The organism is Natronolimnohabitans sp. A-GB9 (assembly GCF_030848565.1).
Taxonomy (GTDB): Archaea; Halobacteriota; Halobacteria; order Halobacteriales; family Natrialbaceae; genus Natronolimnohabitans.
In genome coordinates, this window is record NZ_JAVDDV010000006.1 from 99533 (window position 1) to 123725 (window position 24193).

At 63.0% G+C, this 24193-nt stretch carries 21 protein-coding genes and 1 pseudogene; 6 read left to right on the forward strand and 16 right to left on the reverse strand.

What is annotated here, in order from left to right:
- Nucleotides 1-200: 200 nt before the first annotated feature.
- Nucleotides 201-1076, reverse strand: coding sequence for an ATP-dependent sacrificial sulfur transferase LarE (gene larE, locus RBH26_RS09985; protein WP_306758099.1), 876 nt, complete (start codon nucleotides 1074-1076; stop codon nucleotides 201-203).
- A gap of 145 nt (nucleotides 1077-1221) precedes the next feature.
- Here larE and RBH26_RS09990 point away from each other — a divergent pair, with 145 nt between their 5' ends.
- Nucleotides 1222-1791 (forward strand): DUF6789 family protein, encoded by a 570-nt coding sequence (locus RBH26_RS09990; RefSeq protein ID WP_306758100.1) that lies wholly within the window; start codon nucleotides 1222-1224, stop codon nucleotides 1789-1791.
- A 118-nt stretch (nucleotides 1792-1909) separates the two neighbouring features.
- The gene (locus RBH26_RS09995) at nucleotides 1910-2776 is read left to right on the forward strand and encodes an ABC transporter permease (RefSeq protein WP_306758101.1); all 867 of its coding nucleotides are present in this window, start codon (nucleotides 1910-1912) and stop codon (nucleotides 2774-2776) included.
- 8 nt (nucleotides 2777-2784) lie between these two features.
- On the opposite strand, the gene RBH26_RS10000 is transcribed toward RBH26_RS09995, so the two are convergent.
- The 12 genes and pseudogenes from RBH26_RS10000 to RBH26_RS10055 all read right to left on the reverse strand — a co-directional run bounded on the left by RBH26_RS10000 (nucleotide 2785) and on the right by RBH26_RS10055 (nucleotide 19583).
- Nucleotides 2785-3870 (reverse strand): glutamate-cysteine ligase family protein, encoded by a 1086-nt coding sequence (locus tag RBH26_RS10000; protein ID WP_306758102.1) that lies wholly within the window; start codon nucleotides 3868-3870, stop codon nucleotides 2785-2787.
- A gap of 239 nt (nucleotides 3871-4109) precedes the next feature.
- Nucleotides 4110-4610: a DUF892 family protein gene (locus RBH26_RS10005; protein WP_306758103.1), complete on the reverse strand. Its 501-nt coding sequence runs from the start codon at nucleotides 4608-4610 to the stop codon at nucleotides 4110-4112.
- Nucleotides 4607-5239: a DUF892 family protein gene (locus RBH26_RS10010; protein WP_306758104.1), complete on the reverse strand. Its 633-nt coding sequence runs from the start codon at nucleotides 5237-5239 to the stop codon at nucleotides 4607-4609. The genes RBH26_RS10005 and RBH26_RS10010 overlap by 4 nt, the downstream gene beginning before the upstream one ends.
- Before the next feature lie 13 nt (nucleotides 5240-5252).
- Nucleotides 5253-5582, reverse strand: coding sequence for a hypothetical protein (locus RBH26_RS10015; protein ID WP_306758105.1), 330 nt, complete (start codon nucleotides 5580-5582; stop codon nucleotides 5253-5255).
- 112 nt (nucleotides 5583-5694) lie between these two features.
- Entirely contained in the window at nucleotides 5695-6369 is a 675-nt protein-coding gene (locus RBH26_RS10020; protein ID WP_306758106.1) for a hypothetical protein, read from the reverse strand.
- 46 nt (nucleotides 6370-6415) lie between these two features.
- On the reverse strand, nucleotides 6416-7690 hold the full coding sequence (locus tag RBH26_RS10025) for a glutamate-1-semialdehyde 2,1-aminomutase (RefSeq protein ID WP_306758107.1): 1275 nt from the start codon (nucleotides 7688-7690) through the stop codon (nucleotides 6416-6418).
- A 168-nt stretch (nucleotides 7691-7858) separates the two neighbouring features.
- Nucleotides 7859-8608, reverse strand: coding sequence for a hypothetical protein (locus tag RBH26_RS10030; RefSeq protein ID WP_306758108.1), 750 nt, complete (start codon nucleotides 8606-8608; stop codon nucleotides 7859-7861).
- 25 nt (nucleotides 8609-8633) lie between these two features.
- Nucleotides 8634-13508 (reverse strand): S8 family serine peptidase, encoded by a 4875-nt coding sequence (locus RBH26_RS10035; protein ID WP_306758109.1) that lies wholly within the window; start codon nucleotides 13506-13508, stop codon nucleotides 8634-8636.
- 476 nt (nucleotides 13509-13984) lie between these two features.
- Nucleotides 13985-14460, reverse strand: a pseudogene (locus tag RBH26_RS10040) (PH domain-containing protein).
- Nucleotides 14461-14572: 112 nt separating this feature from the next.
- Entirely contained in the window at nucleotides 14573-16303 is a 1731-nt protein-coding gene (locus RBH26_RS10045) for an ammonium transporter (protein WP_306758110.1), read from the reverse strand.
- A gap of 641 nt (nucleotides 16304-16944) precedes the next feature.
- A complete protein-coding gene (gene hemB / locus RBH26_RS10050) occupies nucleotides 16945-17970 on the reverse strand; it encodes a porphobilinogen synthase (protein WP_306758112.1) in 1026 nt (341 codons plus the stop codon).
- Nucleotides 17971-18098: 128 nt separating this feature from the next.
- On the reverse strand, nucleotides 18099-19583 hold the full coding sequence (locus tag RBH26_RS10055) for a sodium:solute symporter family protein (RefSeq protein ID WP_306758113.1): 1485 nt from the start codon (nucleotides 19581-19583) through the stop codon (nucleotides 18099-18101).
- Between the two features lie 380 nt (nucleotides 19584-19963).
- On the opposite strand from RBH26_RS10055, the gene RBH26_RS10060 reads away from it, so the two are divergent.
- Both RBH26_RS10060 and RBH26_RS10065 read left to right on the forward strand, forming a co-directional pair.
- The gene (locus RBH26_RS10060) at nucleotides 19964-20749 is read left to right on the forward strand and encodes a helix-turn-helix domain-containing protein (RefSeq protein ID WP_306758115.1); all 786 of its coding nucleotides are present in this window, start codon (nucleotides 19964-19966) and stop codon (nucleotides 20747-20749) included.
- Nucleotides 20750-20833: 84 nt separating this feature from the next.
- Entirely contained in the window at nucleotides 20834-21157 is a 324-nt protein-coding gene (locus tag RBH26_RS10065) for a ferredoxin family protein (RefSeq protein ID WP_306758116.1), read from the forward strand.
- Nucleotides 21158-21171: 14 nt separating this feature from the next.
- On the opposite strand, the gene RBH26_RS10070 is transcribed toward RBH26_RS10065, so the two are convergent.
- Nucleotides 21172-21336: a DUF6757 family protein gene (locus RBH26_RS10070; protein WP_008893031.1), complete on the reverse strand. Its 165-nt coding sequence runs from the start codon at nucleotides 21334-21336 to the stop codon at nucleotides 21172-21174.
- 61 nt (nucleotides 21337-21397) lie between these two features.
- Nucleotides 21398-22180 carry a PHP domain-containing protein gene (locus RBH26_RS10075; protein ID WP_306758119.1) on the reverse strand — a complete coding sequence of 261 codons (783 nt, stop codon included), beginning with the start codon at nucleotides 22178-22180 and terminating at the stop codon, nucleotides 21398-21400.
- Nucleotides 22181-22380: 200 nt separating this feature from the next.
- Here RBH26_RS10075 and RBH26_RS10080 point away from each other — a divergent pair, with 200 nt between their 5' ends.
- Nucleotides 22381-22668: a DUF2795 domain-containing protein gene (locus RBH26_RS10080; protein WP_306758120.1), complete on the forward strand. Its 288-nt coding sequence runs from the start codon at nucleotides 22381-22383 to the stop codon at nucleotides 22666-22668.
- A 174-nt stretch (nucleotides 22669-22842) separates the two neighbouring features.
- Here the strand turns inward: RBH26_RS10080 and RBH26_RS10085 are convergent, their stop codons facing one another.
- Entirely contained in the window at nucleotides 22843-23850 is a 1008-nt protein-coding gene (locus RBH26_RS10085) for a DUF5784 family protein (RefSeq protein WP_306758121.1), read from the reverse strand.
- A 101-nt stretch (nucleotides 23851-23951) separates the two neighbouring features.
- On the opposite strand from RBH26_RS10085, the gene RBH26_RS10090 reads away from it, so the two are divergent.
- The gene (locus tag RBH26_RS10090) at nucleotides 23952-24125 is read left to right on the forward strand and encodes a DUF5786 family protein (protein WP_306758271.1); all 174 of its coding nucleotides are present in this window, start codon (nucleotides 23952-23954) and stop codon (nucleotides 24123-24125) included.
- Nucleotides 24126-24193: the final 68 nt, after the last annotated feature.

Genomic DNA, 24193 nt, shown 5'->3' on the forward strand with positions numbered 1-24193 from the left:
TTACCGGACACTAGTCGAAAAATCCTCCATCAGTGAATTCGATCTCCGCGAGAAGGAGCTGATTTGTATGAGCGTTGGAATAACTGAGAAATAACAACCCTATGTCAACCTGGCAGCGGACTGACCGTCGAAATCGGCCACGAATACGCTCGAGCTGTTGTTCGATCCCGAACGTGATCTCGCATGGACCGCTGTCCGTCTCAGCCGTCGATCGACTCTCCAGTGAAGACGTCCTCGACGAGCGGTTCACCGGCTGTGTCGGCTTCGTCACTCTCGGGACTGACGCTGCCGGTTCGGTAGCCATGGAGGTCGAGCGTGACGTGGTCGAATCCCAGCTGAGAGAACGCTTCGCGAACGGTCTCGGCGAACTCGAGTTCGAGTGCACGCTCGAGTTCGTGACTGGCGACCTCGATGCGCGCGAGGCCGTCGTGGTCGCGGACGCGAAACTGATCGAACCCCCACTGGCGGAGCAACGCTTCGGCTCGCTCGATGCGTGTCAAGCGTTCGTCGGTGACCTCGAGGCCGGTCGGAATGCGCGAGGAGAGACAGGCCATCGAGGGCTTGTCCGCGACCGAGAGATCGTAGCGGTCGGCGATCTCACGAACCTCGGCTTTCGTAATGTCGTGGGCCAGAAGTGGTGAATGGATCTCGAGTTCCTCGACGGCCTGCAATCCGGGGCGGTGGCCCGCGCCAGGATCGTCGGCGTTGGTGCCGTCACAGACCGTCTCGATCCCGAACTCGCGGGCCGTCTCGAGCATCTCGCCGAGTCGCATCGTCCGGCAATGGTAGCAACGGTCGTCGTCGTTCTCGACGAAGTCGTCGCTCTCGAGTTCGGAAAACGAGACGATCTCGTGGCGGATACCGATCTCGTCGGCGACCCGTCTGGCGTCCTCGAGTTCGGCCGCGGGGAGGGTCTCGCTCTTTGCGGTACAGGCAACCGCGTCCTCGCCGACGGCGTCGGAGGCGAGTGCGGCGACGACGCTCGAGTCGACTCCGCCGGAGAAGGCGACGAGTACGCCGTCGCGGTTCGCGAGGTCCTCGCGGGCCGCCTCGAGTTTCGCCTCGACCGTTGTCATGGCCCGTCGTTCGCGTCCGACGGGCAAAAACGCGTTGTCGGCGGGACTCGAATGCTGGCCTCTCGCCTCCCGCGTGTGGCTTCGCGACCCGTCCACTGCACGCCGGGCCGTTAAGTTTCCGTTCGTGGTAGCTATCACGAAACCGATGTCTGTCTCCGACCGACTCCAACAGCTGCGTTCGACGAGCGACGCCCGGGAAGGTCCCGAATCGATGGCCGAACAGTCACGAGGGGAACACGCGTTTTACGCCGCCGTCCGCGGCCTGCAGGCAGGGTTCGTCGCGACAATTATTATGACGGCGTTCCGGCTCCCGATCTTGCGGTCGCTGCCGCCGTCGGCGAACTTCTACTCGCAGTACGTCTCCGGCGGCGACCCCGAGGACCATCCGATCGCCGGGCTCGTTTTGCACTTCGTCTACGGGATTCAGGCCGGAGCGATCTTCGGTGCCCTCTTTGCGTTACAAGACGCCGAGCGGTCGATCGAACCCGAGCAACGCGGGCTCGTCTGGGGGTCGGTCTACGGAATGGCGCTCTCGGCGTTTGGCTCCCAGATCATGCTGAAGGAACTGCTCGATATCCGCCTCGAGGCCGACGAACTCGCGCTGTTCCACGCCGGACACCTCGTTTACGGCCTCTCGCTCGGCGCGTGGGTCGGCTCTCGAACCGAGGGTGTCGAGGACCCCGAAACGGAGTACGAGTACGACGACGGAAACTGAGGACGCGGTCGAGTTAGTATTTTTCTCGAAGGGGTTATCAATCGTTAGCAGCCGTATTACAGTTACCCGAGTCCGGTCATAACAACCTGTATACCCCGCGAGAGCCTGATATTCTGATATGGAACTCGGCGTCGTTCTCGGCGTCGTTGCGATCGGATTTATCCACGGCGTCCTCCCAGATCACGGCTGGCCGATCGCGGCGACGTACGCGCTCAACAAGCAGCGGCGGTGGCTCTACGGTTTCCTCGCAGCGCTAATCCTCGGCGTCGGCCACCTCGTCAGCAGCGTCGCACTCGTGCTGGCGTACTTCTGGTTCAGCGCGTTCGCCGACTTCGCCGAGGGGCCGTGGCTCGGCTACGTCGCCGGAACGCTGTTGATCCTGCTGGGGATCCACGAGTACCGCAACGGCGGCCACGGACACGGGTTAGAGGACCACGACCACGGACACGAACAGACGTCCGACTCCGAACGCGGACAGGACGGGTCACACGCCCACCACACTGACGGTGGTTCGAACACGGACCACGATCACAGCCATAGCCACGGCCACGATCACGATCATGATCATGGCCACAGTCACGATCACGATCATGGCCACGACCACGACCACGATCACGACGGTGGTGTCCTCGGACGCATCCGCCGCGCGCTTCCCTTCGGGGGCGGCCATCAGCACCTACGCGAAGAACACGCCGAGCGCGGACTGGCCGCACTCGGGACGACGGCCCTGCTGCTTGGGTTCGCCCACGAGGAACCCGTACAGATCCTGGCGATCTGTACCGGTGCCGGGACGGGGCTCTGTCTCGAGTTGATGTTGATATACTCGCTTGCGGTCATCGTCGCGATCGTTCTCCCGACGCTGCTGTTGATCGCGGGTTACGAACACCACCGCGAACGGATCGAACGGTTCACGCCCTACCTGCCGGCGATCACGGGCGTCGTACTGATCGGGATGGGAGTTGCCTTCATCGTCGGCTTCGTCTGACGTCCGTATCAGTCGCTCAGTTCGTCGACGTCCTCCTCGAGACGGCTCGCATACTCGAGTCGGAGGTCCCGCGCGTCGGCTTTCGTCACGTACTGGCGACCGTCGATTCGCGTCGCGATGGGGTGGTAGTCCTCGACGGAAAAGCCCATCCGGTCGAGATATCGGACGAGGTCGCCGTCCTCGAGGCCGTCGTGCATCGCTGTCTCGGCGAACTCACAGGCCGTCTCGAACGCCGGGAGTCTGACGCCGTCGCCCGTTACGTGGCCAGCGTCGCTGGGATCGCTGTCGCGTTCGATCTCGACGTTGGTGTGGTGGACGCCTTCCATCACCGTCTCGAGTTCGGCCGTCAGCCGGAGCAGTTGGCTCGGCAGGGCCGCGTCGGGCGACCGCCACTCGACGGTCGGCATCGCCTCGCGCAGTCGAATCGGCGTCCAGACGACGTCGTCGGGCGAGAACTGCGCTTCGACCGCGTCCTCGTCGATCCCTGCCTCGAGGGCGGCCGTCTTGAACTCGTCGTAACGGTTCTCGAGACGGCGACGCCACTCGCCGACGGTGTCGACGTAGCGCCAGAGCTGTCCGTGTTTCGGGAACTCTTCGTAGCCCTTCTTCCGATAACAGTACGCTCGGGCGCTGTTGGCGAGTCGCTCGCCGTCGAGGTACGGCGAAGAGTTGACCAGTGCAAGCGCCGAGTCGAGGGCAATCAGCGTGTTGAGTTGGTCGACGACGTTTCGCTTCTCGATGTGGATGTGGGTGCCGGCACAGTACTTCGTGTAGTCGAAGTTCTCGCCGACGACCGCCTTCTGGATACGGCCGCGCTCGCCGGGCCGACGATCGATCGACTCGCAGTTGATCGGTGTCCCGAGCGGAACGAGTCGCCTGTCCGTGTCGGCTGCCGTCGAGAGGACGTCCGCCAGCTGTTCGACGAACGTCGTTCGGAGTTCGTCGATCGTCTCACACGGCGGCGTTTTCAACTCGAACAGCGGTTCGACGAACTCGCGTTCGGTTCGGTCGGAGACGTCCGCCAACGGACCCGGCTCCGTCAACTCGCCGTCGGTATCGATCACCCAGTACTCGACTTCGATGCTCGTTTTCATACTCGAGAGAGAGCGCTGCGCGCTGTGCTATCGATGAGATGATTCGACGACGACGCGTCCGTCGACCGAGCGGAATCGCTCGCCTCGGACGTCGCCGTCGCGGCCCGATACGTATCGTTAGACGGGTTTCGTTGAAGTGACAGTGCCTGCAGCCGCTTGCCGCGGTTCGACCGGTGTTCGGTCCGATTCGGAGTCAGGCGGCACAGACCGGGTCGCGCTCGTATCGGCGGCGCTGCCGATCACCGCTCGTCGACTGCGATTGTCTCGAGGACCGACAGTTCCGTCTCGAGCGCTTCGAGATCGTCGAGCGTGTCCCGTTCCTCGGCGAGTGTCGTCTCGAGCGGTTCGACGACGTCGTCGGCGTAGGCGAGACGACCGGCAAGAGTCAACAACGATTCGTAGGTCCTGATCTCGAGTCGCTCCGCCATGAGCGCGATCTCGAGGGCGCCGGGGACGGCCGGCTCGTCCGTCGCCTGGGTGTGTTGGCGCCACGACTCGATCAGTCCGTCGACCGCTCGGCTCCGGCTCGCTCGCGGACGCCGCTCGAGCGCCTCGAAGACGTCCTCGAGACGGTCGATCTGCTGGTCGGTCTCCTCGCGGTGGGCAGCGAGTCGGTCCCGAAGCTCGGCGGTCGGCGCGTCCGATGCCATCTCCGAGAGGAGTTTGCCGTGGGTGCGTTCGGCGTAGTAGGCATGCTGGAGTCGATCGCCGAACAGGTCTTCGAGAGTTTCGACGTTCATGGCTCGAGATCCTCACGCCAGGCCCGATCGAGCGACTCCCGCGAGGCGTCGTCGACCGGACTCGAGGCCAGCAGCGTCTCGATGGCGTCGCTTTCGGTCAACTCCTCGAGATCCGTCCGGACCTGTCGCTCGTCGTCGTAGTTGTCCCTGAGCGCATCGAGGACCGTTTTTCCGGTGTCGGAAGCGACGGCTGTAGTGTCGTCGTCTGCGAGCCGTTCCGCGATGGCAATCGTCCGCTCGTAGACGGTACACTCGATCGCCTCGAGTTGCAGGACAGTCTCCATGTAGTACAACGGGCGGAGCGCGTCGTCCAGAACGACGTTGTTGAATCGCTCCTTGTCGTCGATCAGTCCGTCGAGGACGGGGACGCGGCGACCGTCGGGAGCCTCGCCGAGAGCGTCGAACGCGCGCTCGATCCGCTCGAGGTGGGTCTCGGTCTCCTCACGGTGAGTATCGATCGTGTACTGGAGCTGTTCGCGACACTCCAGCGTGCGGACGTCGTCTAACGTTTCGATCTCGACGTCGGTCGAGAGGGTCTCGAGTGCCGACTGGAGCGTTCGCTCGATGTAGTACAATCGCTCTAACTGGGCCACGAGCGCGTCGCGTACGGTGGTCGTTGTGGTGCTCATATACGACTGCCACTTAGAACGATTGTTGCATCCGCGTGTGCTCGTCGGTTTCGTGGGGGCTGTCCCCGCGGTCGCTGTACCGCGGTCGTCCGACGGCGTCTCGGCGGACACCGTTCAAGATCGCCAGCTCGAGTTCGTCCTGGGTCTCGTAGGTCTCGTGGCCGGACGTCTCGAGAACCGCCCGTAACGGCTCCGATCGACGCGGATAGCTGATCTCGACGTCGGCGAACTCCGAGAGCACCTCCGCGGTCGTCATCGGGAACGTCGTCTCGTCGAACAGTTGGCTGACGGCCCCGACCTCGAGTGATCTGACCTCGTCGGCGGTGTCGTCGATGTGACTCATCGCGGGTCTCTACCGCCAGCGGGTGAAAAGAGCTACAGCCTGCACTCGACGACCCGTCGGTTCGGATACGCGTTCCAGTTCGTGCGATCGGACATCGCACACCTGCTCGTGGTCACGGCGTTCCGACCGCCTTGTGTCTGCGGGCGAGATAGTAGCCCGCGACGATCGGCTGCAGCGGCGGTATCGAGAGGCTCAAGAACGCGATCCCGAGGTAGACGCCGGGATTCGGTCGCCACGAATTACCGTACGTACAGACGTAGGCCGCGTCCTGGTGGATCGCGATCGGAAACGCACCGAATGCGATCGCGCCGGCGAGACCGACGCCGGCCACGAGCAGCCCTGGAATCGTCAAGACGAGCCCGATCACCGCGATTGCGCCACCGAACAGCGTCGTCGCAAGTGAGACCGCGATCACGAGCCACCAGTCCGACCAGCCCGGCGGCGTCCCGAAGCGTCTGTGTCGTCGCGCGAGGTAGACGACACCGGCAAGCGGGGCGGACACGAGCGTGACAGCCGCATTGAGCCAGGGGTTGGGGTCCCAGTTTCCGCTCGCTTTCGGACGCCGGCGGACCCGTCGCGCGTCGAAGAAGATCGCCACGAGCAACCCCAGTGTCAGGGCCGTGTACCCGAAGGCACCGATGAGAAAGAGGCCGAGTCCCAACCCGGGGATTCCCGGCTCGGTGTCCTGTAACACGCCGACGAATCCGACGCCGACCACCGGCGGAACCAGATACAGCAGCCGCTCGACGAGCCGCGCCCAGTCGATCTCGTCGCCCTGTGTCGTCATCTCGAGAGCGGGTCACTACCGCGGGCGGTCGCCGTCGCAACGACGGTCACAGCGCGTGTTTGTACGCTTCGAGGGTCTCTTCGACGTCGTCTTCGGTGTGGCCGTAGCTGACGAACTGACACTCGAACTGGTTCTGTGAAAGGAACACGCCTTGCTCTTTCATCTGGCCCCAGAAGATCCGCCGCCAGCGGTCAGTCTCGGCGTTTTTCACGTCGGCGCTGTTTCTCGGTGCCTCGCCGTCGCGGGTGAAGATCACCTTGAACATGCTGTCGGTGCCGGCGACGGTGTACTGCGGGGCCTGGTCGGCGACGATATCGGAGAGGCCGTCCCGGAGCTGCTCGCCCAGTCCGTTGACGTGGTCGTAGACGTCGTTTTCCGCGGCGAATTTCAGGGTCTCGAGGCCGGCGGCCATCGTGACGGGGTGGCCGGAGAAGGTGCCGGCCTGGAAGACGGGACCGGAGGGGGCGAACCCCTCGATGATTTCGGCACGACCGCCGATGGCGCCGACGGGGAAGCCGCCGCCGATGATCTTGCCGAACGTCGTCAGATCGGGTGTGACGCCGAACTCGCTTTGGGCACAGCCCAGTCCGCCGACGCGGAAGCCGGTGATCACTTCGTCGAAGATCAGCAGTGAGCCGTGTTCCTCGGTGATCTCCCGCAGGAACTCGTGGTAGCCGTCGTCGGGATGGACGATGCCGTAGTTACCCAGGATGGGTTCGGTGAGGACGGCCGCGATGTCGTCACCGTGTTCCTCGAACACCTCGCGAACGGCATCCTCGTCGTTGAACGGGACCGGAAGCGTATGTTCGGAAAACGACTGTGGAATACCCGCCGAGGAAGGTGCGGGATTCTCGGCGTCGCCCTCGACCAGCGTCGACTCCTGGGCGCCGTGGTAGCCGCCCTGCATCACGACGACCTTGTTCCGGCCGGTGTAGCCGCGAGCCAGTCGAACCGCCGAGGTCGTGGCTTCGGTCCCAGAGTTGACGAAGCGGATCTTCTCGACGCTCGGGACGTGACGGACGACGAACTCCGCGAGGTCGACCTCGATCTCGGTCGGGGTGCCGTACATCGGCCCCTCGCTTGCGTTTTGCTGGATGCCGGCCTGGACGCGTTCGGGAAGATCGTGACCCAACAGGAGGGGGCCAAGTCCCATCACCCAGTCGATGTAGCGGTTGCCGTCGGCGTCGACGACGTGTCCGGCGTCGCCGTTCTGGACGAAGAAGGGATAGGGTTCGATCGCCGCACGCACCGCCGAGTTGACCCCGCCGGGCATCACCGAGAGTGCACGGTCGTACAGATCGCGTGAGTTGTCGTGGTTCATACCCAGCGATTGGGAACGGGACGGGAAAGTAGTACCGAGGTTCGGTCGGATGGAAACGACGTCAACGTGGTCGTCCAGCTCGGCACCACCTCGCCCGCGGTCGAGACGGTCGGTCGCGCTACTGTGGACGTTCCCGCAGGTGAGGGCCGCGACGTCGCGACCGACGGCTCACTGCCTGCTGTCCGACAGTATATCAGCCGTCCCCACTCGGAACACCACAGCGACTGCAGCGAAAGCGACGAGCGCACTGACAGCTGTGAAGCCGGGCATCCCGTCGTCACTGTCGTCCGTTCGGTCCGTACTCGAGTCAGCACTCGTCTTCCGGTCGCTGGCTCCGTCGGACGAATCGGTGGCGTTTTCCAGTTCGTCGGCTCCGTCGGACGGATCGGTGGCGTTTTCCAGTTCACCGGCTCCGTCGGACGGATCGGTGGTGTTCCTCGACTCACTGGCACCGTCTGGCGAACCGATAGAGCTAGATCCGCCTGGCGAGTCGATGGGGCTCGCCGTCTCATCGGTAGCCGACGGGTCGCCGACAGAGAGATCGAGTTCTCTATCGACGCCGGGTTCCCAGACGATCGTTTGGTCGGCCCGGTCACCGTTGACGAGGAACGAAACCGTCTCTCCCTCGGTACTGGAATCGCCGTCGACGACGAGTTTGTCGGCGGCTATAGCTGGGCCGCCGTAGCTGCCGTTCGTCTCGGTGACGATCGTGGCGCGCTCGTCGCCGTCGACCAAGGCGACGATTTCCGTTCCGGCCGGCGCAGGCTCGGAATCGATCTCGACCTCCCCGTGGAGGGAAAGCGGGGCCGGCGGTGGCCCGTCGGCTGCCGTGACGGCGACCCCACTGCTGCCGAGAGCCACCACTGTAGCGGCAATCGTGAGCGCGACGACTGCGCGTCGGATGTGGCTCGAGTTCATCAGTGATATCGATCCAGTCATCGTTCTATCCGGTCGCGTGAGTGTTCGGCGTGGATGAACTGCTGTTGTCCGTCATCGTCTCCTCGCGGTTATCGTAGTGGGCGACGTTCCAGCCGAACTCGACGCTGATGACCGTCTCTACCGCTGTTTCGGCTGCCTTCGAAACCTCATCGCGATGCTCGTCGGGAGCGTTGGCAGCCAGGTCATCCGCCGATGTTTGGACTGCTGTGAGTTGCTCGACGGGCGTCACGCTTTCGTCGGTGCTATCCAGTTCATCGTGAAGTTCGCTGGTAATGACCTCGACCAGCGCGGCACGCGTTTGTTCGTCGTCCAGATCCGACTCGAGGACGTCTTCGACAGTCGTCGCCTCGGTCTCGGCATCGGCATCGGCATCGGCATCGAACCAGTCCGGCGCTTCGAGACCGAGCGTCTCGTAGAGCGCTTTCGCGTCCGGGTCGGACGCCAGGCGAGTCGGTTGCGTGCCGTCCGCTTCGACGAAGACGAAGTAGCTCTCGAACGGACTGAGACGTGGGCTGTCGTCCTGGTCGAAGGTGGCTAGCCCGTCGACGGTCTCCGAATCGTCGAGTTGGCCGTCGGGACTGGCAAACGGCGACTGGAGCAGCGTGGGTTCGAACGTTCCGTCCTCGAAAGCCGACGTCGCCTCGCCGTACTTCGGCGGCGTAACGAGGTTCCACCCCTCTTCGAGTTCGGCCTGACCGGGACTTGCCGGGGTGTCAGGGCTCCGGAACTCGATGCTGAGGTGGACGTCACTCTCGGCGACGACAACGAGTCCGTCGAGTGGGTCGACGGCGTCGTCCGGGCCGCGTTGTTCCCACGTCTGGGTCTCGGTGTCAAAGCCGTAGATAACACCCTCGGCTTCGTCGTCGACGATCTCCGAGACGGTCTGGTCGGTCGGTCCGGGTATTCCGACGGCGTAGGTCTCGCCGGCCTCGAGGGAGAGATCGAGACCGATCTGGGGCGTCTCCCAGCCGCTTACGTTCGCTGGCGTGTCAGTCAGGTACGGCTCGTAGGCGACGCCGTCGGTGACGATGGACTCGTTGGTTGTTTGCTCACCGACGTAGTTCAACTGCGCATCGATCTGTTGGGACGAATCGATGACCTGGTCGGATCCCGAAAAGTCGTTGAGATGGTATCCGGGTGGTCCCGCCCATCCCGAGTCGTAGACACCGGTTCGGGCCTCAATGTCGTTGCCCGTTACTGTCGGAGGCATGTTCACCGACGCATCACGAATTCCGGTCTCCGCGTTCCTGACCACGTTGTCGTCGAGCGACGCGACGCTACCCGACGTGGAGAGCCAGAGACCCCTGCTGACGTTTTCGGCGACGTTACCGTCGGTGTGTCCACCACCGCCGTCTATCAGGTAGCCAGTCGTGGCGTTTCGCACCTCGTTGTCGAGCACGTCGACATCGGAGATCACGTGATCCGTTTCGATCCCTGTCTCGACGGCCGAGATGTCGTTGCCTTCGATGTGATTGTGATCCGACGACCAGTGGGCGAAGACCCCGCTATCGCTGTCGGTAATCGTGTTGTTTTCGATCGTAGTGTGTTCCGCGACGAACTCCGACCAGATCGCCGTCGAGGCGTTCGTCACGTGCAGGTCGGAAAACGTCGTGTTGGCTGCCTGTGTGGCGATAACGCCGGCTTCATCGCCGGCATCAATTTCGAAGCCGGAGATCGTCACGTCGTCAGTGCGACGGACGTAGACGACCGGCTCTTGATCGTCGACCTGGATGTTGTAAATCCACTGTTCGACGGTCTCGTCGGGCAAGACGAGCGTCGGTGAGGCGTTCGCCGCCGCACGAACCGTGAGGCCGTCCATTCCGCCATCACGAACCGTGAGCTGCTCTTCATAGACGCCGTCGTCGACGACGACCTCGTCGTCACCCACTGCGAGGTCGATTCCTCCCTGAATCGTCTCGACGTCGTGGGGGACTTCAAGCGGCGGCTCGTAGATCGCGGTTGGGCCGGTGTTCCCCGACTGGCGCTCGCCGTCGGCGGCGACGAGATCGTGCTCGAGTGCGATCGTGCCGTGGACCGGTTCGTCGGGCACAACTTCGACGGTGACAGTTCCCGTCTCTGGTTCGCTGTAGCCACGGTACGTGCCGAACGCGTTGACCGTGTCGTCGATGTACAGCGTCAGGTTCTCGGCGTCGACCGTCGTATGCTCTTCGTTGACGTCGACGGCGATTTTATCGAGGTCGGCCACGTCGAATTCGACGGAGATCGATTCTCCCGGTGAGACGCGATCAGGCTGTCCCTGTGCGATCGACATCGGTGCGTCCCCGGAAACGTGCTTGATGCTGTTTGCCAGGATTCGGTCGGAGTCATCGCTGTAACCGTATATGTCGCCGAACATCAGGGTTCGACCCATCGAGGCGGCATAAACGTCGTTTCGGAGGTCGTCGACGGCAAGCCCCTGACCGTGGGGCTCGTGGCCTTCCCAGCCGACGTCTGCGAGCACTTCCCCGTTGAACTCCTCGAACCAGGCGTGCTCACCCGTCCCGACAGCGCTGTACAGTTCGACGGTATCTCCCTCCTCGGCGACGCCATCGAAGATCGGATGATCGTTACGGACGTGATAGACGCCCATACTAGAGTCCCATTCGTCCGTAGCGAGGCTCCACCGCTCGTCGACTCGAGTGGGCGTCCCGGTCGCCTGAGACAGTTCGTGGAGGCTATCGGCCCACTCGGCTCCCTCGTCGAGTTGGTCGAGATAGACGACGCCGGTGCTCGGATCGGCAGTTGCCTCGAAAAACTCGGCAGCGAGTTCGTAGTCGTGACCCTCGCCGAACTTCTGGACGACGAACGTATCGTAGTCGTCGATGCTGTCCATCACCTCGTCGGTCGGGACAAACGAGACGTCGTATCTGATCGGCAGGAGGTCGTCGAGTTCCGCTGCGAGCGCGTACCCGTACTCGTTGTCGGGTGTGTCTACGACCCCGACGTTGTACGTGTCTTCGAATATTTCGAGATCGGACACCTCGTATGTGGCCGTCTCACCGAGACCGTCGGCTTCGAACTCGAGCGAGAAGCTACCGGCTTCGTCGGCAGCAATCCACAGGTCTACGACGACGTTCCCGTCGGGATCGTCCATCTCGTAGGGTTCACCGACGTCGATCTCGTCGCCATCGACGTACAGATCGACCGCACTATCGTCGAGATCGCCCTCGACGTCGGCGGTAAGCGTCTCTGCGTGGGCAGTCTCGATCTCGAACGTCGTATTGCCGCCCACGATCGCACCGTGTGGGGCCTCGATCGGCCTCACGTCGACGTGTTCGTCGAGCGTAACGTTGTGGGTAACGTACTCGCCAGTGACGTTTACCGACGCCGACTCGCTCGAGTAGCCAAAGCGGTCAACAGTAATGGCCATCACGTCTTCGGTGCCAGCAACCACGTACTCGCCACGTTCGTCGGTTGTCGTCTCAAAGCCACTCTCGAGCGAAACGGTCGCACCCTCGATCGGATCACCAGTGGCGTCGGTCACGGTTCCGGTGACGCCCTGTTGTGCTGCAACGCGATCGGTTGCAGCTTTCGCGTCGACGACCCCGTGACCGTACCGGATATCCGGTTCATCGGGTTCGTCTGCCGGCTTCCAGGCCGTCGACTCGAGTGCGGAACGGACGTCTTCGGGCGGCGGCGTCTCGTCGGCGGCGGCGGTCATCAGCGCGGTCGTGCCGGCGACGTGTGGTGCTGCCATCGAAGTGCCAGATTTTACCTCGTACTCGCCGTCCGGTGTGGCACTTTTGACGTCGACACCGGGTGCGACGAGGGTCGGAACGACGTACGTCTCCGGCCACTCTTCGGGAGTGTCCGCGCCCCACACGAGCGACGTCTCGATCTCCTCACCTCCCGAAAAGCTCGCGATCGCTGCGTCCTCGTTCGTAGCTCCGACAGTTATCTCGTCGTAACTGTTCCCGGGCGAACTCGACGTTCCGACACCGTCGTTGCCGGTCGAGGCGACGACGGTCGTTCCCGCCGCGTTCGCGTTCTGGCCGGCCTCGATGAAGTCGGCGGCATACTCCTCGAGTCCGAGGCTCATCGTCACGACGTCGGCGTCCTCCTCGACTGCCCACTCGATACCGGCGATCACCTGTGCCATACTCCCAGTACCGCCCGGGATCACGGCACCGTGCAGTAGCGTCGCGTTCGGTGCGACGCCGATGTACTCGCCCGAAGCATTGCCGCCAGTGACCGTCCCACTGACGTGTGTCCCGTGAGAGTGGTCGTCGTGTGGCTCGGAGTCAACGATGCTGCCGTCGTCGTCGAACTCCGCCCAGTTGTCGTCGCTGATCTCGATATCTGGATGCGTGGGGTCGACGCCCGAATCGAGAACCGCGACCGTCGAACCGTCACCCATCGTCCCGTACGTCTCCCAGACGTCCGGTGCGCCGATCTGCTTCGGTCCGTAGATGGCCTCGGTACTGTCGCTCTCGACCGGTTTCGGTGTCTGAACCGCGTAGTTCTTTTCGATCCGTTCGACACCGTCCTGGGACGCGACCGCCTCGAGATCGACCGTCTCGAGATCGACCTCGAGTAGAACGGTATTCGTGATCCAGAACTGGTTTTGGACCTCGAGTCCGTCGGTTTCCTCGGCGTATTCGACGAGCGGCTCTTGACTCGTTTCGGCGTGTGTCTTGAGACTGTCGGCGACGTCCGTCGATTCACTCTGCAAAAGCGGGACGTCGACCGCTTCGACAGAGACGAGTACGTCTACGGTTCCCTGGGTTGTGGGTACATTCTCGTCGATCGTTACATCGGACGACGGTGCTGGGTCGGTCGTCGATGGGTCGTACTCGGCAGTGGCGAGAGTGGATTCATCCGTGTCGTACGGTGTCGGCTCACCGCCGGTCGCGTCGCTTGCAACGACTGGAGCACCCAACGACGTGACCAGTAACACTGCGAACAGTACTGCCAATCCCGTTGTCCAACTGTCTCGTCTCATGGTGAGACGAGTCGATGCGATTTTGCTGTCTTACTGTGATCTGAATAGACCATTCAGACAGAATTTCAGATATGATAATAAATTCTCTTCTGGTAGAGTATTCGAACATATTAGCCATTCGTACCAAATCCTTCTTTATTTTCTTCTAAGTACTATGAAGTTTGTAAATAGCAACAGTCTCGTAATCGATCATGAATCGGACCAGTCACCACTCGTCGTAGCGAAGAGCCGGATTGCTGCTTTTTCGGATCGGGTGCAGCCGAAATACGGGCAGAAAAACCGATCAGAACTGACCGACAGCAGCCCGCGGTTGACACGACTGGGCATCGTCGTCAGCCTGTGAGAGGTCTGCTGTCGTCACTGCCCGCCGATCGCCGACCCCCTCCTGGCGATCGGCGCGACAGCAGTCCGTATCAGTACTCGCCAGCCTTGCGCTCCGACTGACGCTGACGAATCGTCTCGGTCACGTGCTCGTAGTTCGGAACGCTCGAGAGTCGAAGCCCCGCCGTTCGGCTGAACCCACGCGGAATCACGCCGTGGGAGACCGTGATCGTACCGTACCCACGCCCGCGGCTGAAGGCGGTCGTGCTCGTCTGTAGCCCGCGGACGTCTTCCATCCACGTCTCGGTGGTCTTCCTGGCCGAGAACCCCGTCAGGACGACGATCCGCCGATCGGTAACGAAGTACCGAATTCGGTTCCGTCGATACCAGACGTATCCCGCGATCACGAGGCCGCCAACGAGTCCGAGGATCGCGGCCTCGCTACCGATCACGAGGCCAACCAGCACGACCAGCCCAGACCGATGGCGTGTGCGCTCCAGTTCCACCACGTCGGCCGTACGTCGACGAGCACGTCCTCGTCCTCGAGCAGCGGCAGCTCCCGCGGCAGCGTCGACGTCGACGTCGACGAATCCGATCGACAAACGAGAGAACAGACGTGAGATGTGTGTCGGCCGCTGCGTTACTGCTGACGGCCGACGCGATGCGGTCGAGTGTGCCGATCAGACGGCGTCCTGTCCGGTCTTTCCGGTTCGGACCTGGTAGGCGTCCTCGACGGGGATCACGAAGATCTTCCCGTCACCTGGTTCGCCAGTGTTTGCCGCCTCACCGATCGCCTCGACGACCTCGTCGGCGGGGATGTCGGCGACGACGCACTCGATCTTGACTTTCTGGTGGAGGTCGACGGTGTACTCCTCACCGCGCCACTGGCCTTTCTTGGCAGGTTGGGAGCCCCGCCCGGAGACGTTGGTGACAGTCAGCGACGGTGCGCCGATTTCAGCGAGAGCCTGTTTGACTGCGCCGAGGCGGTCGGGGCGGATGATGGCGGTCACCATCTCGATGTCGGTCGCGTTCCCCCCGTCAGTGCGCAGTTTCGCTTCTGAGACCCCGCCGTCGGTCGCCACGTCGGGCTTGCCGAACTCGGGGTAGGTGTCGACGCCGTGTTCGGCGACGTCGAGGCCGTCACGCTCGTGGTCGGGCGTGACTCGAGCCTGACCGAGCGCTTTCAGCCCGCCCCAGACGGCGGCGGTCGCGAGGACGGTCCAGACCGTGATGACGGCGACGCCGGCGATCTGGGGGGCGAACGCGCCCGCCTCGATCGAGAAGATCCCGCCGGCGATCACGCTCTCACCGACTGTCGCCGCGCCGTCGGCGTTCGACCACAGCGGGTAGAGGATCAGCCCGAGCATTCCCGCGGAGCCGTGGACGGGGAAGACCGCACAGACGTCGTCGATCTGCAGGCGGTTCTCGACGAACCGGAAGACGATCGGCAGCTGAGCGCCGGCGATGAATCCGATCGCGAGTGCACCCATCGGCGTGAGCAGGTCAGTCGGACCCGTGACGCCGACGAGGCCGGCGAGCATGCCGTTGGCGACGTAGAGGGTGTCGACTTTCCCGTTTAGGTACAGCGAGACGGTCGCAGCCCCGATCGCGCCGAGTCCCATCCCGAGGGCGGTGACCATCGCGACGCTGCCGACGTAGTCGAAGTCGGCGAGTTCGAACGTACCCGTGTCGATCACCGTCGCGGCGGTGCCGACGTTGAAGCCGAACCAGCCGAAACAGAGAATCAGCGTCCCCAGCACGGCGAAGGTCATCGAGTGGCCGGGGATGACGTTTGGCGACCCGTCGTCGTTGTACTTGTCCATCCGCGCGCCGATGATCCACGCCGCGGTGAGGCCGGCGACGCCACCGACGCCGTGGACGACCATCCCGCCAGCGAAGTCGGCGAACCCTAGCTGGGCGAGGATCGGCTCGCCGCCGGGGCCCGCGTACCAGACCATCGCCGCGACGACCGGGTAGATCACGGCTGCCAGCAGGAACGTGTAGGTGACGTACGCGCGGAGTTTCGCACGGCCGGCGACCGCACCGGAGACGATCGTCGCGGCGGTCATCGCGAACACCGCGCTAAAGAGCCACATCACCCAGTCGAACGATCCCTCACCGAACATGGTCAGCGGGGTCGACTCGCCGCCTCCGAGGATCGCACCGACGTTGTTCGAGATCCCCATCCCGATGACGAAGAACACGCCGATGCCGACCGCCCAGGTCAGCATGTTCTTCGTTAGCTGGTTCGCGACGTTCTTCGAGCGGACCTGACCCGCCTCGAGCATCGCGAAGCCGGCGTGCATGAAGAAAATGAGGAAGGTGACGGTCAGCGCCCACATCAGGTTCATTCCCGTCGCCAGCGACTCTAAGTCACCGGTCGTGACCTCGAGAATCGTCGGATCGATCACGCGATCACCCCACGGAGTGTCGTCACGTTTTCGTGTGCTGATAGACGTTTGTCCATGAATTGGCCGGTTACGATCATGGTTGTCTTTTGGATCACGTCTATTCACGATGAGCTAACCCAATATAAGGATTAGCGTTGGTGTTCGTCCAGTTATTGTGGAGTAATAGGCCCAACCAAACAAGTCTAAAGGTGATTTAATCGATATAAGGTAGTACGACTGTGTGGGTTTCCCGTATCTCGGTTTCGTTTCTGTCTTTGTAATTCGAGAAAAAGAGAGCGGAAAGACGGAGCACGGCAACGGACAGCTATATACCCCTGATCGGCGGCTGATCGGCCAGCCGCGCGGTAGCTGTTAGCACACTATCGGCCGGCGTCCGGGTCGAATGGACGTTTGTCCGAATAGCGAACACTGACGACCGTCTGTCGTCCCGCTTAGTGGCGGTCCACGCCCGATACGGACTGCTGTAACGATGTACACACCGATCGCACTCGAGACGCGATCGGGTGTGTATTGATACTGCCGGACAGCACTATTCGACGATCGGTCGCGCGACTGCGGCCGTCCCAACGGGTGACGGCCGCGAGTTCGCGACCGACGTGTTACTGACTGCTGTCCGGCAGTATGACTGGTGTCCGGTAGTATTACGCTCGAGTCGGGAGTCGCTCCGCGACGTCCTCCGCGAAGTAGGTCAAGATCAGATCGGCCCCCGCCCGCTTGATCGACAGCAGCGACTCGAGTGCGACGGCCTCGAGGTCGAGCCACCCCTTCTCGGCGGCGGCGTGCAACATGGCGTACTCCCCGGAGACGTTGTAGGCGGCGACGGGGTGGTCGAACTCACGTCGAATGTCACGCACGATGTCGAGATACGGCAACGCTGGCTTGACCATCAACACGTCCGCGCCCTGCTCGACGTCGAGGCGGACTTCGCGCAGCGCTTCGCGTGCGTTCGCGGGATCCATCTGGTAGTGGCGGCGGTTCCCGAAGGCGGGGGCGCCGTCGGCGGCATCCCGGAACGGACCGTAGAAGGCACTCTCGTATTTGGCGGCGTAGCTCATGATCGGGACGTGGTCGAACCCCTCCCGGTCGAGTCCCTCGCGGATGGCGCCGACCATTCCGTCCATCATCCCGCTGGGTGCGACCATATCCGCCCCCGCCTCGGCGTGGGAGACGGCGATCCGATCGAGTGTCTCGAGGGTCGTGTCGTTGTCGACGGTCAGCGTCGGCTCGCAAGCGGGGTCGTCGCTGTCGGTGTCGGCGTCGCCGCGCAGTTCCTCCTCGAGTGACCCACAGTGGCCGTGGTCGGTGTACTCACAGAGACAGACGTCGGTGATGACGTAGGCGTCCGTCTCGTCGCTGATCCGTCGCGTCGCCTCCTGGACGACGCCGTCGTCGGCCCAGGCCCGGGTCCCCTCGGGGTCTTTCGACTCGGGAATTCCAAACAGCATCACGGCTTCGACGCCCGTCTCGAGGACTTCCTCGACGCGGGCGACGGCGTCGTCGATCGGGACCCGTTCGTGGCCGGGCATCGACTCGATCGGACGGCGAACGTCGGTCGTCGCGTCGACGAAGACTGGGGCAATGAGATCCGTCGGCTCAAGGCTGGTCTCGCTGACGAGGTCACGGACCCGATCCTGCCGGAGTCGCCGGGGACGGTGGGTGAGATCCATAGTCCACCCTACAGACGGACGGCTCAAAAACGGCGCGCTCTCTCGAGTTCCGACGCCATCTCATACGGCCACTGTACCGATCGTCGCCCCCGTGTGGCGATCGGTGAATCGTGCTGTCCGGCAGTATCTCAATCGTCGTCGGCGACGTCGGTAAACTCGCCGGCGTTCAGTCGATCCATATCCTGACTGGCGTGTTCGCGGACGTCGTCGTTGTCGAACGTCTCGCCGTCGTAGAGGACGCTAACGAGCCAGATCGTGACGATGGCCGCGATCGTCGCGGGAACGGCGGGTTCGACCTGTCCCTCGCCGAAGAACTCGGGTGAACCCAGCCCGAACTCCCAGACGACGAAGACGAGTCCGCCGACGACGAAGCCGGGGAGTCCCGCTTCGCGGACGGTCCCATCCCAGAGCATCATCACTAGCCCCGCAAACAGCACGGACATGATGCCCATCCCGAGCGTGTTGATGACGATGATCTCGATCCCGCTGAACGCGATCAGTGCCGCACCGACGCCGAACCCGACGATCGTTAGCCGCGTCACGAAAACGAGGTGGGCGTTGGACAGTCCCTCGCGGCCGCCCCGGAACGGGATGTAAATATCGTTGATGAAACTCGTCGCGCCCGCGAGCAGGAACGAGTCGGCACCGGTGATGACCGACGAGACGGCAGCAGCTAACAGCAGACCTGCGAAGACGTCGGGGAGGGTGTTCGTGATCGTCCAGGCGAAGGCCATCTCCGATTCGATGTCGGCTCCCTGTGCGTTGGCGACCATCCCAGCCGCTGCAGTGAGGATTCCGTATCCGGTGATGATCGTCCCCGCAAGAAAGGTCCCGAACATCGCGACCTTTCGGCTCCGAGCGGACCACGTGCGCTGGAGCATCTGCTGTTGGGCGCCGGCGACGGTAATGTACATCAGATACCAGGTCCCGATCTGAATGATGCCGACGCCGACCCAGTTCATGTGACCCTGCGGGACGTCGCCGGTCACGGCTCCGACACCGCCGACGTTGGCCACCGCGAGCGGGATCGCGACGAGCATTCCGACGATGATGACGACGCCGTGAAGCGTGTCGGTGTAGGCGACCGTGCTCATCCCTCCGTAGGCGGTGAGCCCGACGAAGATGACGACGCTGATCCAGAAAGCAGTCGAGAGATCGATTCCGGTAGTAACAGCAAGCACGGACGCCATACCGATCGTCTGCCCGGCCGTGAGTGCGATCTGTCCGAGGATAGTAAACAGACCGGCGAAGTACTTCGTGTAGTCGCCGTACACTCGGCCGAGCAACTCGGGGACGCTTACGACCTCGAACGAGTAGATAAAGCCGATAAACAGCGTCATCGTCATCCAGGCCAGTCCCTGGGTCATCGCGTACCACTGCGCGCTGATCCCCTCGACGAACGCCTGCTGGGCGATCCCCATCGTGAGTCCACCGCCCGCAAACGTCGCGAAGTAGGTCATCAGGTAGACGGGCAGACTCAAATTGCGACCGGCCAGGGTGAACTCCACGTACCCCTCGCCAGCACCGCGACCGTACCAGATTCCGACCGCAATCGTCACCGCGAAGTAGCCGGCCATCGTCGCCACGATCGGGTCAGTGAGCGTTTCGATCATGGAATGTATCCCTCGAGTGCGTCGTTCGATCGTCTCACGTAGGTTACACGAACCAGACCATGCCGAATATGTTAGGGACTTGAAATTGCTGGCCGTTCAAATGAAAGGCGTACTCGAGACGGGTTCCGGTATCGATACCGTCCCTCGCCGAAATCGGACGGGAGTGTTGTGATCGAAGTACCGGCGGTCGTGTTGCGGTCGTACTCGCGGTCTGGCTGTCGAACGACCGCGAGATCATCCCGATCGGGAGCGTCGAGGGCTGTCCCTGTGGGAGCACGTCGTTCCGGCGCCTGACGCCACCGTCCGGTTCGGCGTTCCGAGAGTGAGATCCGTGGCTGCGAAAGCCTCAGGCTTTCCGGTTCACGGGTAGTGGCCCTACTGTGTCCACAGCCGAAGAAGCAGTGACGAGTCTCGAGACGCTGGGCATGACCGAGTACGAAGCCCGGTGTTTCGTCGCGCTGACACGGATCTCGGCGGGGACTGCAAAAGAGATCAGTCAGGTCGCCGACGTTCCCCGGTCGCGGGTGTACGACACCATCGAGCGTCTCGAGCGAAAAGGACTGGTAAACGTCCAGCAGTCAGAGCCACGCGAGTACATGGCGGTGTCCGTCGAGACGGCCTGCAGACGGCTCCGCGAGGACTACGACTCGCGGCTCAGCGCCGCCGAGAACGCACTCGAGCAAGTCGAGGAGCCGGAATCGGCGGTCGAAGAGGGGATGTGGGCGATCTCCCAGAGCGAGCACGTCACCGACCGCATCGTCGCCTTTCTCGAGGAGGCCACTGACACGGTCCACTATCTCGTTCCTGCCATCGACGTCTTCGAGGGACAGATCGCCGAGGCCTTGTCGTCGGCTGCCGGTCGGGGCGTCGAAGTATACATCGAAGTTCCGACCGACGACGCCCGTGACGACGTCCTCGAGATGACACCGGACGTCGAGGTCGTCGTCGCGTCGGATCTCCGGCAGACGAGTGAGGTCTACTCGGAACGGCCCGGCCAGCTCCTGATGGTCGATGGGGAGGCGATCGTCGCCGCAGGTGTCGCGGAGAGTGACCTCCCAGGTGTCGTTGACCAGATGGCCGTCTGGACGCACGGCCGTGACCACGGCTTCGCCGTCTGGATGCGCGAACTGCTGGACGATCGCCTCGAGAAAGACAGCAGAGAGTAAACGTTTCGACCGGCAAGAACGTCGTCGCTGATCGTCAGCGAGTGTATATCTTTAAGTATCGTCCACCGTTTAGGACTGTTAGCAATGGCCATTGATCCGCAGTTCGACGAGAACCGAGAGCAAGTCGACGAACACAACGGCCACGCCGTCTGGGGACCCGTCGACGAACCCGAAGAACTCGGCATTCACGGCACCCACGTCGCGGTCGACTTCGATCTCTGTATCGCCGACGGTGCCTGTCTCGAGGACTGTCCCGTCGACGTCTTCGAGTGGGTCGAAACGCCCGACCACCCCGAAAGCGAGGAGAAAGCAGACCCCGCAAACGAGGCCCAGTGTATCGATTGTATGCTCTGTGTGGACGTCTGTCCGGTCGACGCCATCGACGTCGACGCCAGCCGCTCGGCCTAACCGACGGTCGTCGCTTACTCGGCGCGATCGACGTCGACTTTCTCTTTTAGCGTCTCGAGGCCGTCGGCTTCGGCGAGTTCCTGTAACCGCTCGCGGAAGTGTTCTTCACAGAGACCGACTTTGAGCCCGTCCGATTCGGCAGCGAACGCGGCCTCGCGGTCACAGTAGTGACAGTTCATACCCGTCCCTTGGAACCACGATGCATTGAACCCTCCGCTCTCGGCCAGGCTTGTATCAGTGTTAGGAAAGGTCTAACCGTTCGTACTCGCGTCGTGAGAGTCCAGCGACGCCGAGGTCGTGCTCGTGGGCGTCACTGCCGCCGGTCACCAGAAGGTCGTGGCGGTCTACCGCCCGTTCGACGGCGCTCCGGTCGACGTCAGGACGGTCGTAGGGGTAGTGCAGTTCGACGGCCTCGAGGTCGGGGTCGGCCGTCAGTCCGAGCGCTGCGTCGGTGTCGCGATAGCGGAGCGGGTGGGCAAGCGAAACGAGTCGACACGCCGCCGAAAGCGCCGCCAGTCCGCGCTCGAAGGCTGGGACCTCCCGTGCGACGAAACAGGGGTCGCCGTAGCCGATGAGCTGGTCGAACGCGTCCTCGTAGTCGTAGTCGACGCCGGGATGGGCGTCGATCGCCCGAGCGACGTGTGGTCGGCCGAAGCCGTCGTCGACGGTGACGCCGAGATCGATCCCGAGACGCGACTCGACGCAGTCGACGATCGCCTGTCCGCGTTCGATACGATCACGCTGGATGCGTTCGACCAGTCCCTCGAGTTCCGCGGTCGGCTCGACGCCGTACCCGAGTAAGTCGACGCGCTCGCCGTTCGGTGTCTCGACGCGCAGTTCGACCCCGTTGACGATCGTCACGCCGTCGCGCTCGAGGACCGGCTCGTCGACCGGCTGTAACCGATCGTGATCGGTCAGCGCGACGACGGCCACGTCGTTTTGCTGGGCCACGTTCGGCACCTCGTCGAACTCGAGGCTTCCGTCCGAGCGCGTCGTATGGACGTGCAGGTCGGCGTAGGGCATCTACCCGATCCGATGGTCGGCGCTCCTAAAGTCGTTTCCTCGCCTCGCACCACCCGACGAGCATTCCCTACCGTCCCGCCGAACGATCACGAAAACGCACTGTCTGTCCCTCATTCATTAAAGAATATTAGGTATACCCTGTGCCTAAGAAACGTATATGGACAATGTTTATAATTATCGATCACGGAAGATCAGGCGTAATGCTGCCAAACGGCTCCGGCGACTTCGTCGACGACCACGACTACCCCGCCACTACCGAGGAATTGATCGAGGAGTACGGTAATCGAACCCTCGAACTCCCCAACGGCTCCGAAACGGTCGGCGACGTACTCGCCCGACTCGAGTCCGAGACCTTCGAAACACCGGAGGACGCGCGACTCGCTCTCTCGTGTGCCGTCAGCAACAAGGCGATCGGCCGTATCGGTTACAGCGACCGCGATCCCGCGCCGCTGGGCAGTCCGTACGCGCCCGACGCCGTTTCGTTCTAAGCCGACGGCGTCCGACGGCGCCACCGCACTTCGTCGAACCCCGTGGGAAGACGTCGCTGTCGCTCGATGAGAACCGCGCTCGAAGCGACCGCTCACGACGCGTCCAGTGCCGATAGTAGTCGGAAAATATCTCCCGTCTTTTGCGTTCAGTCCAGAACGACCGTTCTCCCGAGTTCAATCCAGAAGCGTCATCGCGTCGCCGAGTTCGAGCGGGACCGAGCCCTTCCGATACCCTTCGACGTGGCCGTTCGGTCGGGCGCGGTAGACGACGGCTGGACGGTGGGGAACGTCGGGCTGTTCGGCCCGGACGGCGTTCCAGGTATCGTCACGGAAACTCGAGCAGTCGACGAAGAGAACGGCACCGCCACCGTGTTCGGCAAGTTGACCGTTGGTCTTGGTCTCGGCGGTCTCGCGGACGGCGGCGACTGGGCCGGCCGCCGATCGGTTCTTCGGCGGCTGAGGTCGGGTCACCTCGACGAGAACGTTGGTCTCGTCGTTTTCGGCCCGAAAGTCCAGCGAGTGGCCGGTCGTGACCTCGATCTCGGGCTCGACGTCGTAGCCGGCATCGGAGAGGATCTTCGCGGCGATGAACTCACCCATCGCGGCGCTCATGCGAACGCGATCGACGTGGTCGCTGGTTCCGAGTTTCCCGGACATGACGTGTCGGTACTCGTCTAAGACACCGGTCTCGAGGAACGACTCGAAAAACCGCGTCGTCTCTCGTCGACCAGCATCGGGGAAGCCGGCGGCGTGTTGTCTGAAAAACGCCCGCGTCGACTCGCGGCCGTCTTTGGACATGAACACGGGGAGGAAAAACCACGAAATGTGGGGGTAGTCGGCCAGCCACGGGTCCTCTTCGTGAAGCGTCGCGAGCAGTTCTCGCTGGGTCCAGCGGGAGACGTGATACGGGACCTCCCGCCAGCCGTATTTGTCGGTTTTCCACAGCGAGGAAGGTGTCTCGGTGTTGCCCATCCAGTAGGCTTCCCGGCCGTTTCGCGCAAAGAGCGCGACGTCGCCGTTTTGCATCTCGAAGCGATGTGTCTCCCAGTCGGCGCCGATATCGAACCGGGGCGTCACCGCGCGGGCCCCGATGTTCGAACGCAGCGGCTGGAGGATTTCGTGTCGGACTTGCTGTTCGCTCCAGGAGGAAGGCGAGTATCGAAAGCGAAGCGGCCGTGCCACGGGCGGATTACGGGGTGTAGGGGCATACGTCTTACGCGTCAGACGGGAATGAACGACCGTTACATTGATGTGCGAGAATCGCCAACATGTGTATACTTACCATGTCGATGGGTGCCTATGACGAAGACGAACACGAGCGACGCGAGCAGCAGGCCTCGAGGGTCGACGCCGACTTCGACGACGAGCGGACGATCTACCACGGCGAGGTCGAGTACGACGCCGGCGAGTCGGCCGAGGAGTTGCTGGATCAGTTCGAGCAGATCAAGTCGGACTAGCGTCGATTGATACGGATTGCTGTAACGATGTACCGGCGCAACCCCAGCCCGGGTCGCGGTTGCGCCGG

What these genes read in the sequence shown, in the direction of transcription:
- RBH26_RS10015 (WP_306758105.1), bottom strand. Translation starts at nt 5,582, where the DNA reads ATGAGTCACATCGACGACACCGCCGACGAGGTCAGATCACTCGAGGTC.
- RBH26_RS10055 (WP_306758113.1), bottom strand. Translation starts at nt 19,583, where the DNA reads ATGATCGAAACGCTCACTGACCCGATCGTGGCGACGATGGCCGGCTAC.
- hemB (WP_306758112.1), bottom strand. Translation starts at nt 17,970, where the DNA reads ATGGATCTCACCCACCGTCCCCGGCGACTCCGGCAGGATCGGGTCCGT.
- RBH26_RS10065 (WP_306758116.1), top strand. Translation starts at nt 20,834, where the DNA reads ATGGCCATTGATCCGCAGTTCGACGAGAACCGAGAGCAAGTCGACGAA.
- RBH26_RS10025 (WP_306758107.1), bottom strand. Translation starts at nt 7,690, where the DNA reads ATGAACCACGACAACTCACGCGATCTGTACGACCGTGCACTCTCGGTG.
- RBH26_RS09995 (WP_306758101.1), top strand. Translation starts at nt 1,910, where the DNA reads ATGGAACTCGGCGTCGTTCTCGGCGTCGTTGCGATCGGATTTATCCAC.
- RBH26_RS10010 (WP_306758104.1), bottom strand. Translation starts at nt 5,239, where the DNA reads ATGAGCACCACAACGACCACCGTACGCGACGCGCTCGTGGCCCAGTTA.
- RBH26_RS10080 (WP_306758120.1), top strand. Translation starts at nt 22,381, where the DNA reads ATGCTGCCAAACGGCTCCGGCGACTTCGTCGACGACCACGACTACCCC.
- RBH26_RS10020 (WP_306758106.1), bottom strand. Translation starts at nt 6,369, where the DNA reads ATGACGACACAGGGCGACGAGATCGACTGGGCGCGGCTCGTCGAGCGG.
- RBH26_RS10075 (WP_306758119.1), bottom strand. Translation starts at nt 22,180, where the DNA reads ATGCCCTACGCCGACCTGCACGTCCATACGACGCGCTCGGACGGAAGC.
- RBH26_RS10070 (WP_008893031.1), bottom strand. Translation starts at nt 21,336, where the DNA reads ATGAACTGTCACTACTGTGACCGCGAGGCCGCGTTCGCTGCCGAATCG.
- RBH26_RS10090 (WP_306758271.1), top strand. Translation starts at nt 23,952, where the DNA reads ATGTCGATGGGTGCCTATGACGAAGACGAACACGAGCGACGCGAGCAG.
- larE (WP_306758099.1), bottom strand. Translation starts at nt 1,076, where the DNA reads ATGACAACGGTCGAGGCGAAACTCGAGGCGGCCCGCGAGGACCTCGCG.
- RBH26_RS10000 (WP_306758102.1), bottom strand. Translation starts at nt 3,870, where the DNA reads ATGAAAACGAGCATCGAAGTCGAGTACTGGGTGATCGATACCGACGGC.
- RBH26_RS10005 (WP_306758103.1), bottom strand. Translation starts at nt 4,610, where the DNA reads ATGAACGTCGAAACTCTCGAAGACCTGTTCGGCGATCGACTCCAGCAT.
- RBH26_RS10030 (WP_306758108.1), bottom strand. Translation starts at nt 8,608, where the DNA reads ATGAACTCGAGCCACATCCGACGCGCAGTCGTCGCGCTCACGATTGCC.
- RBH26_RS09990 (WP_306758100.1), top strand. Translation starts at nt 1,222, where the DNA reads ATGTCTGTCTCCGACCGACTCCAACAGCTGCGTTCGACGAGCGACGCC.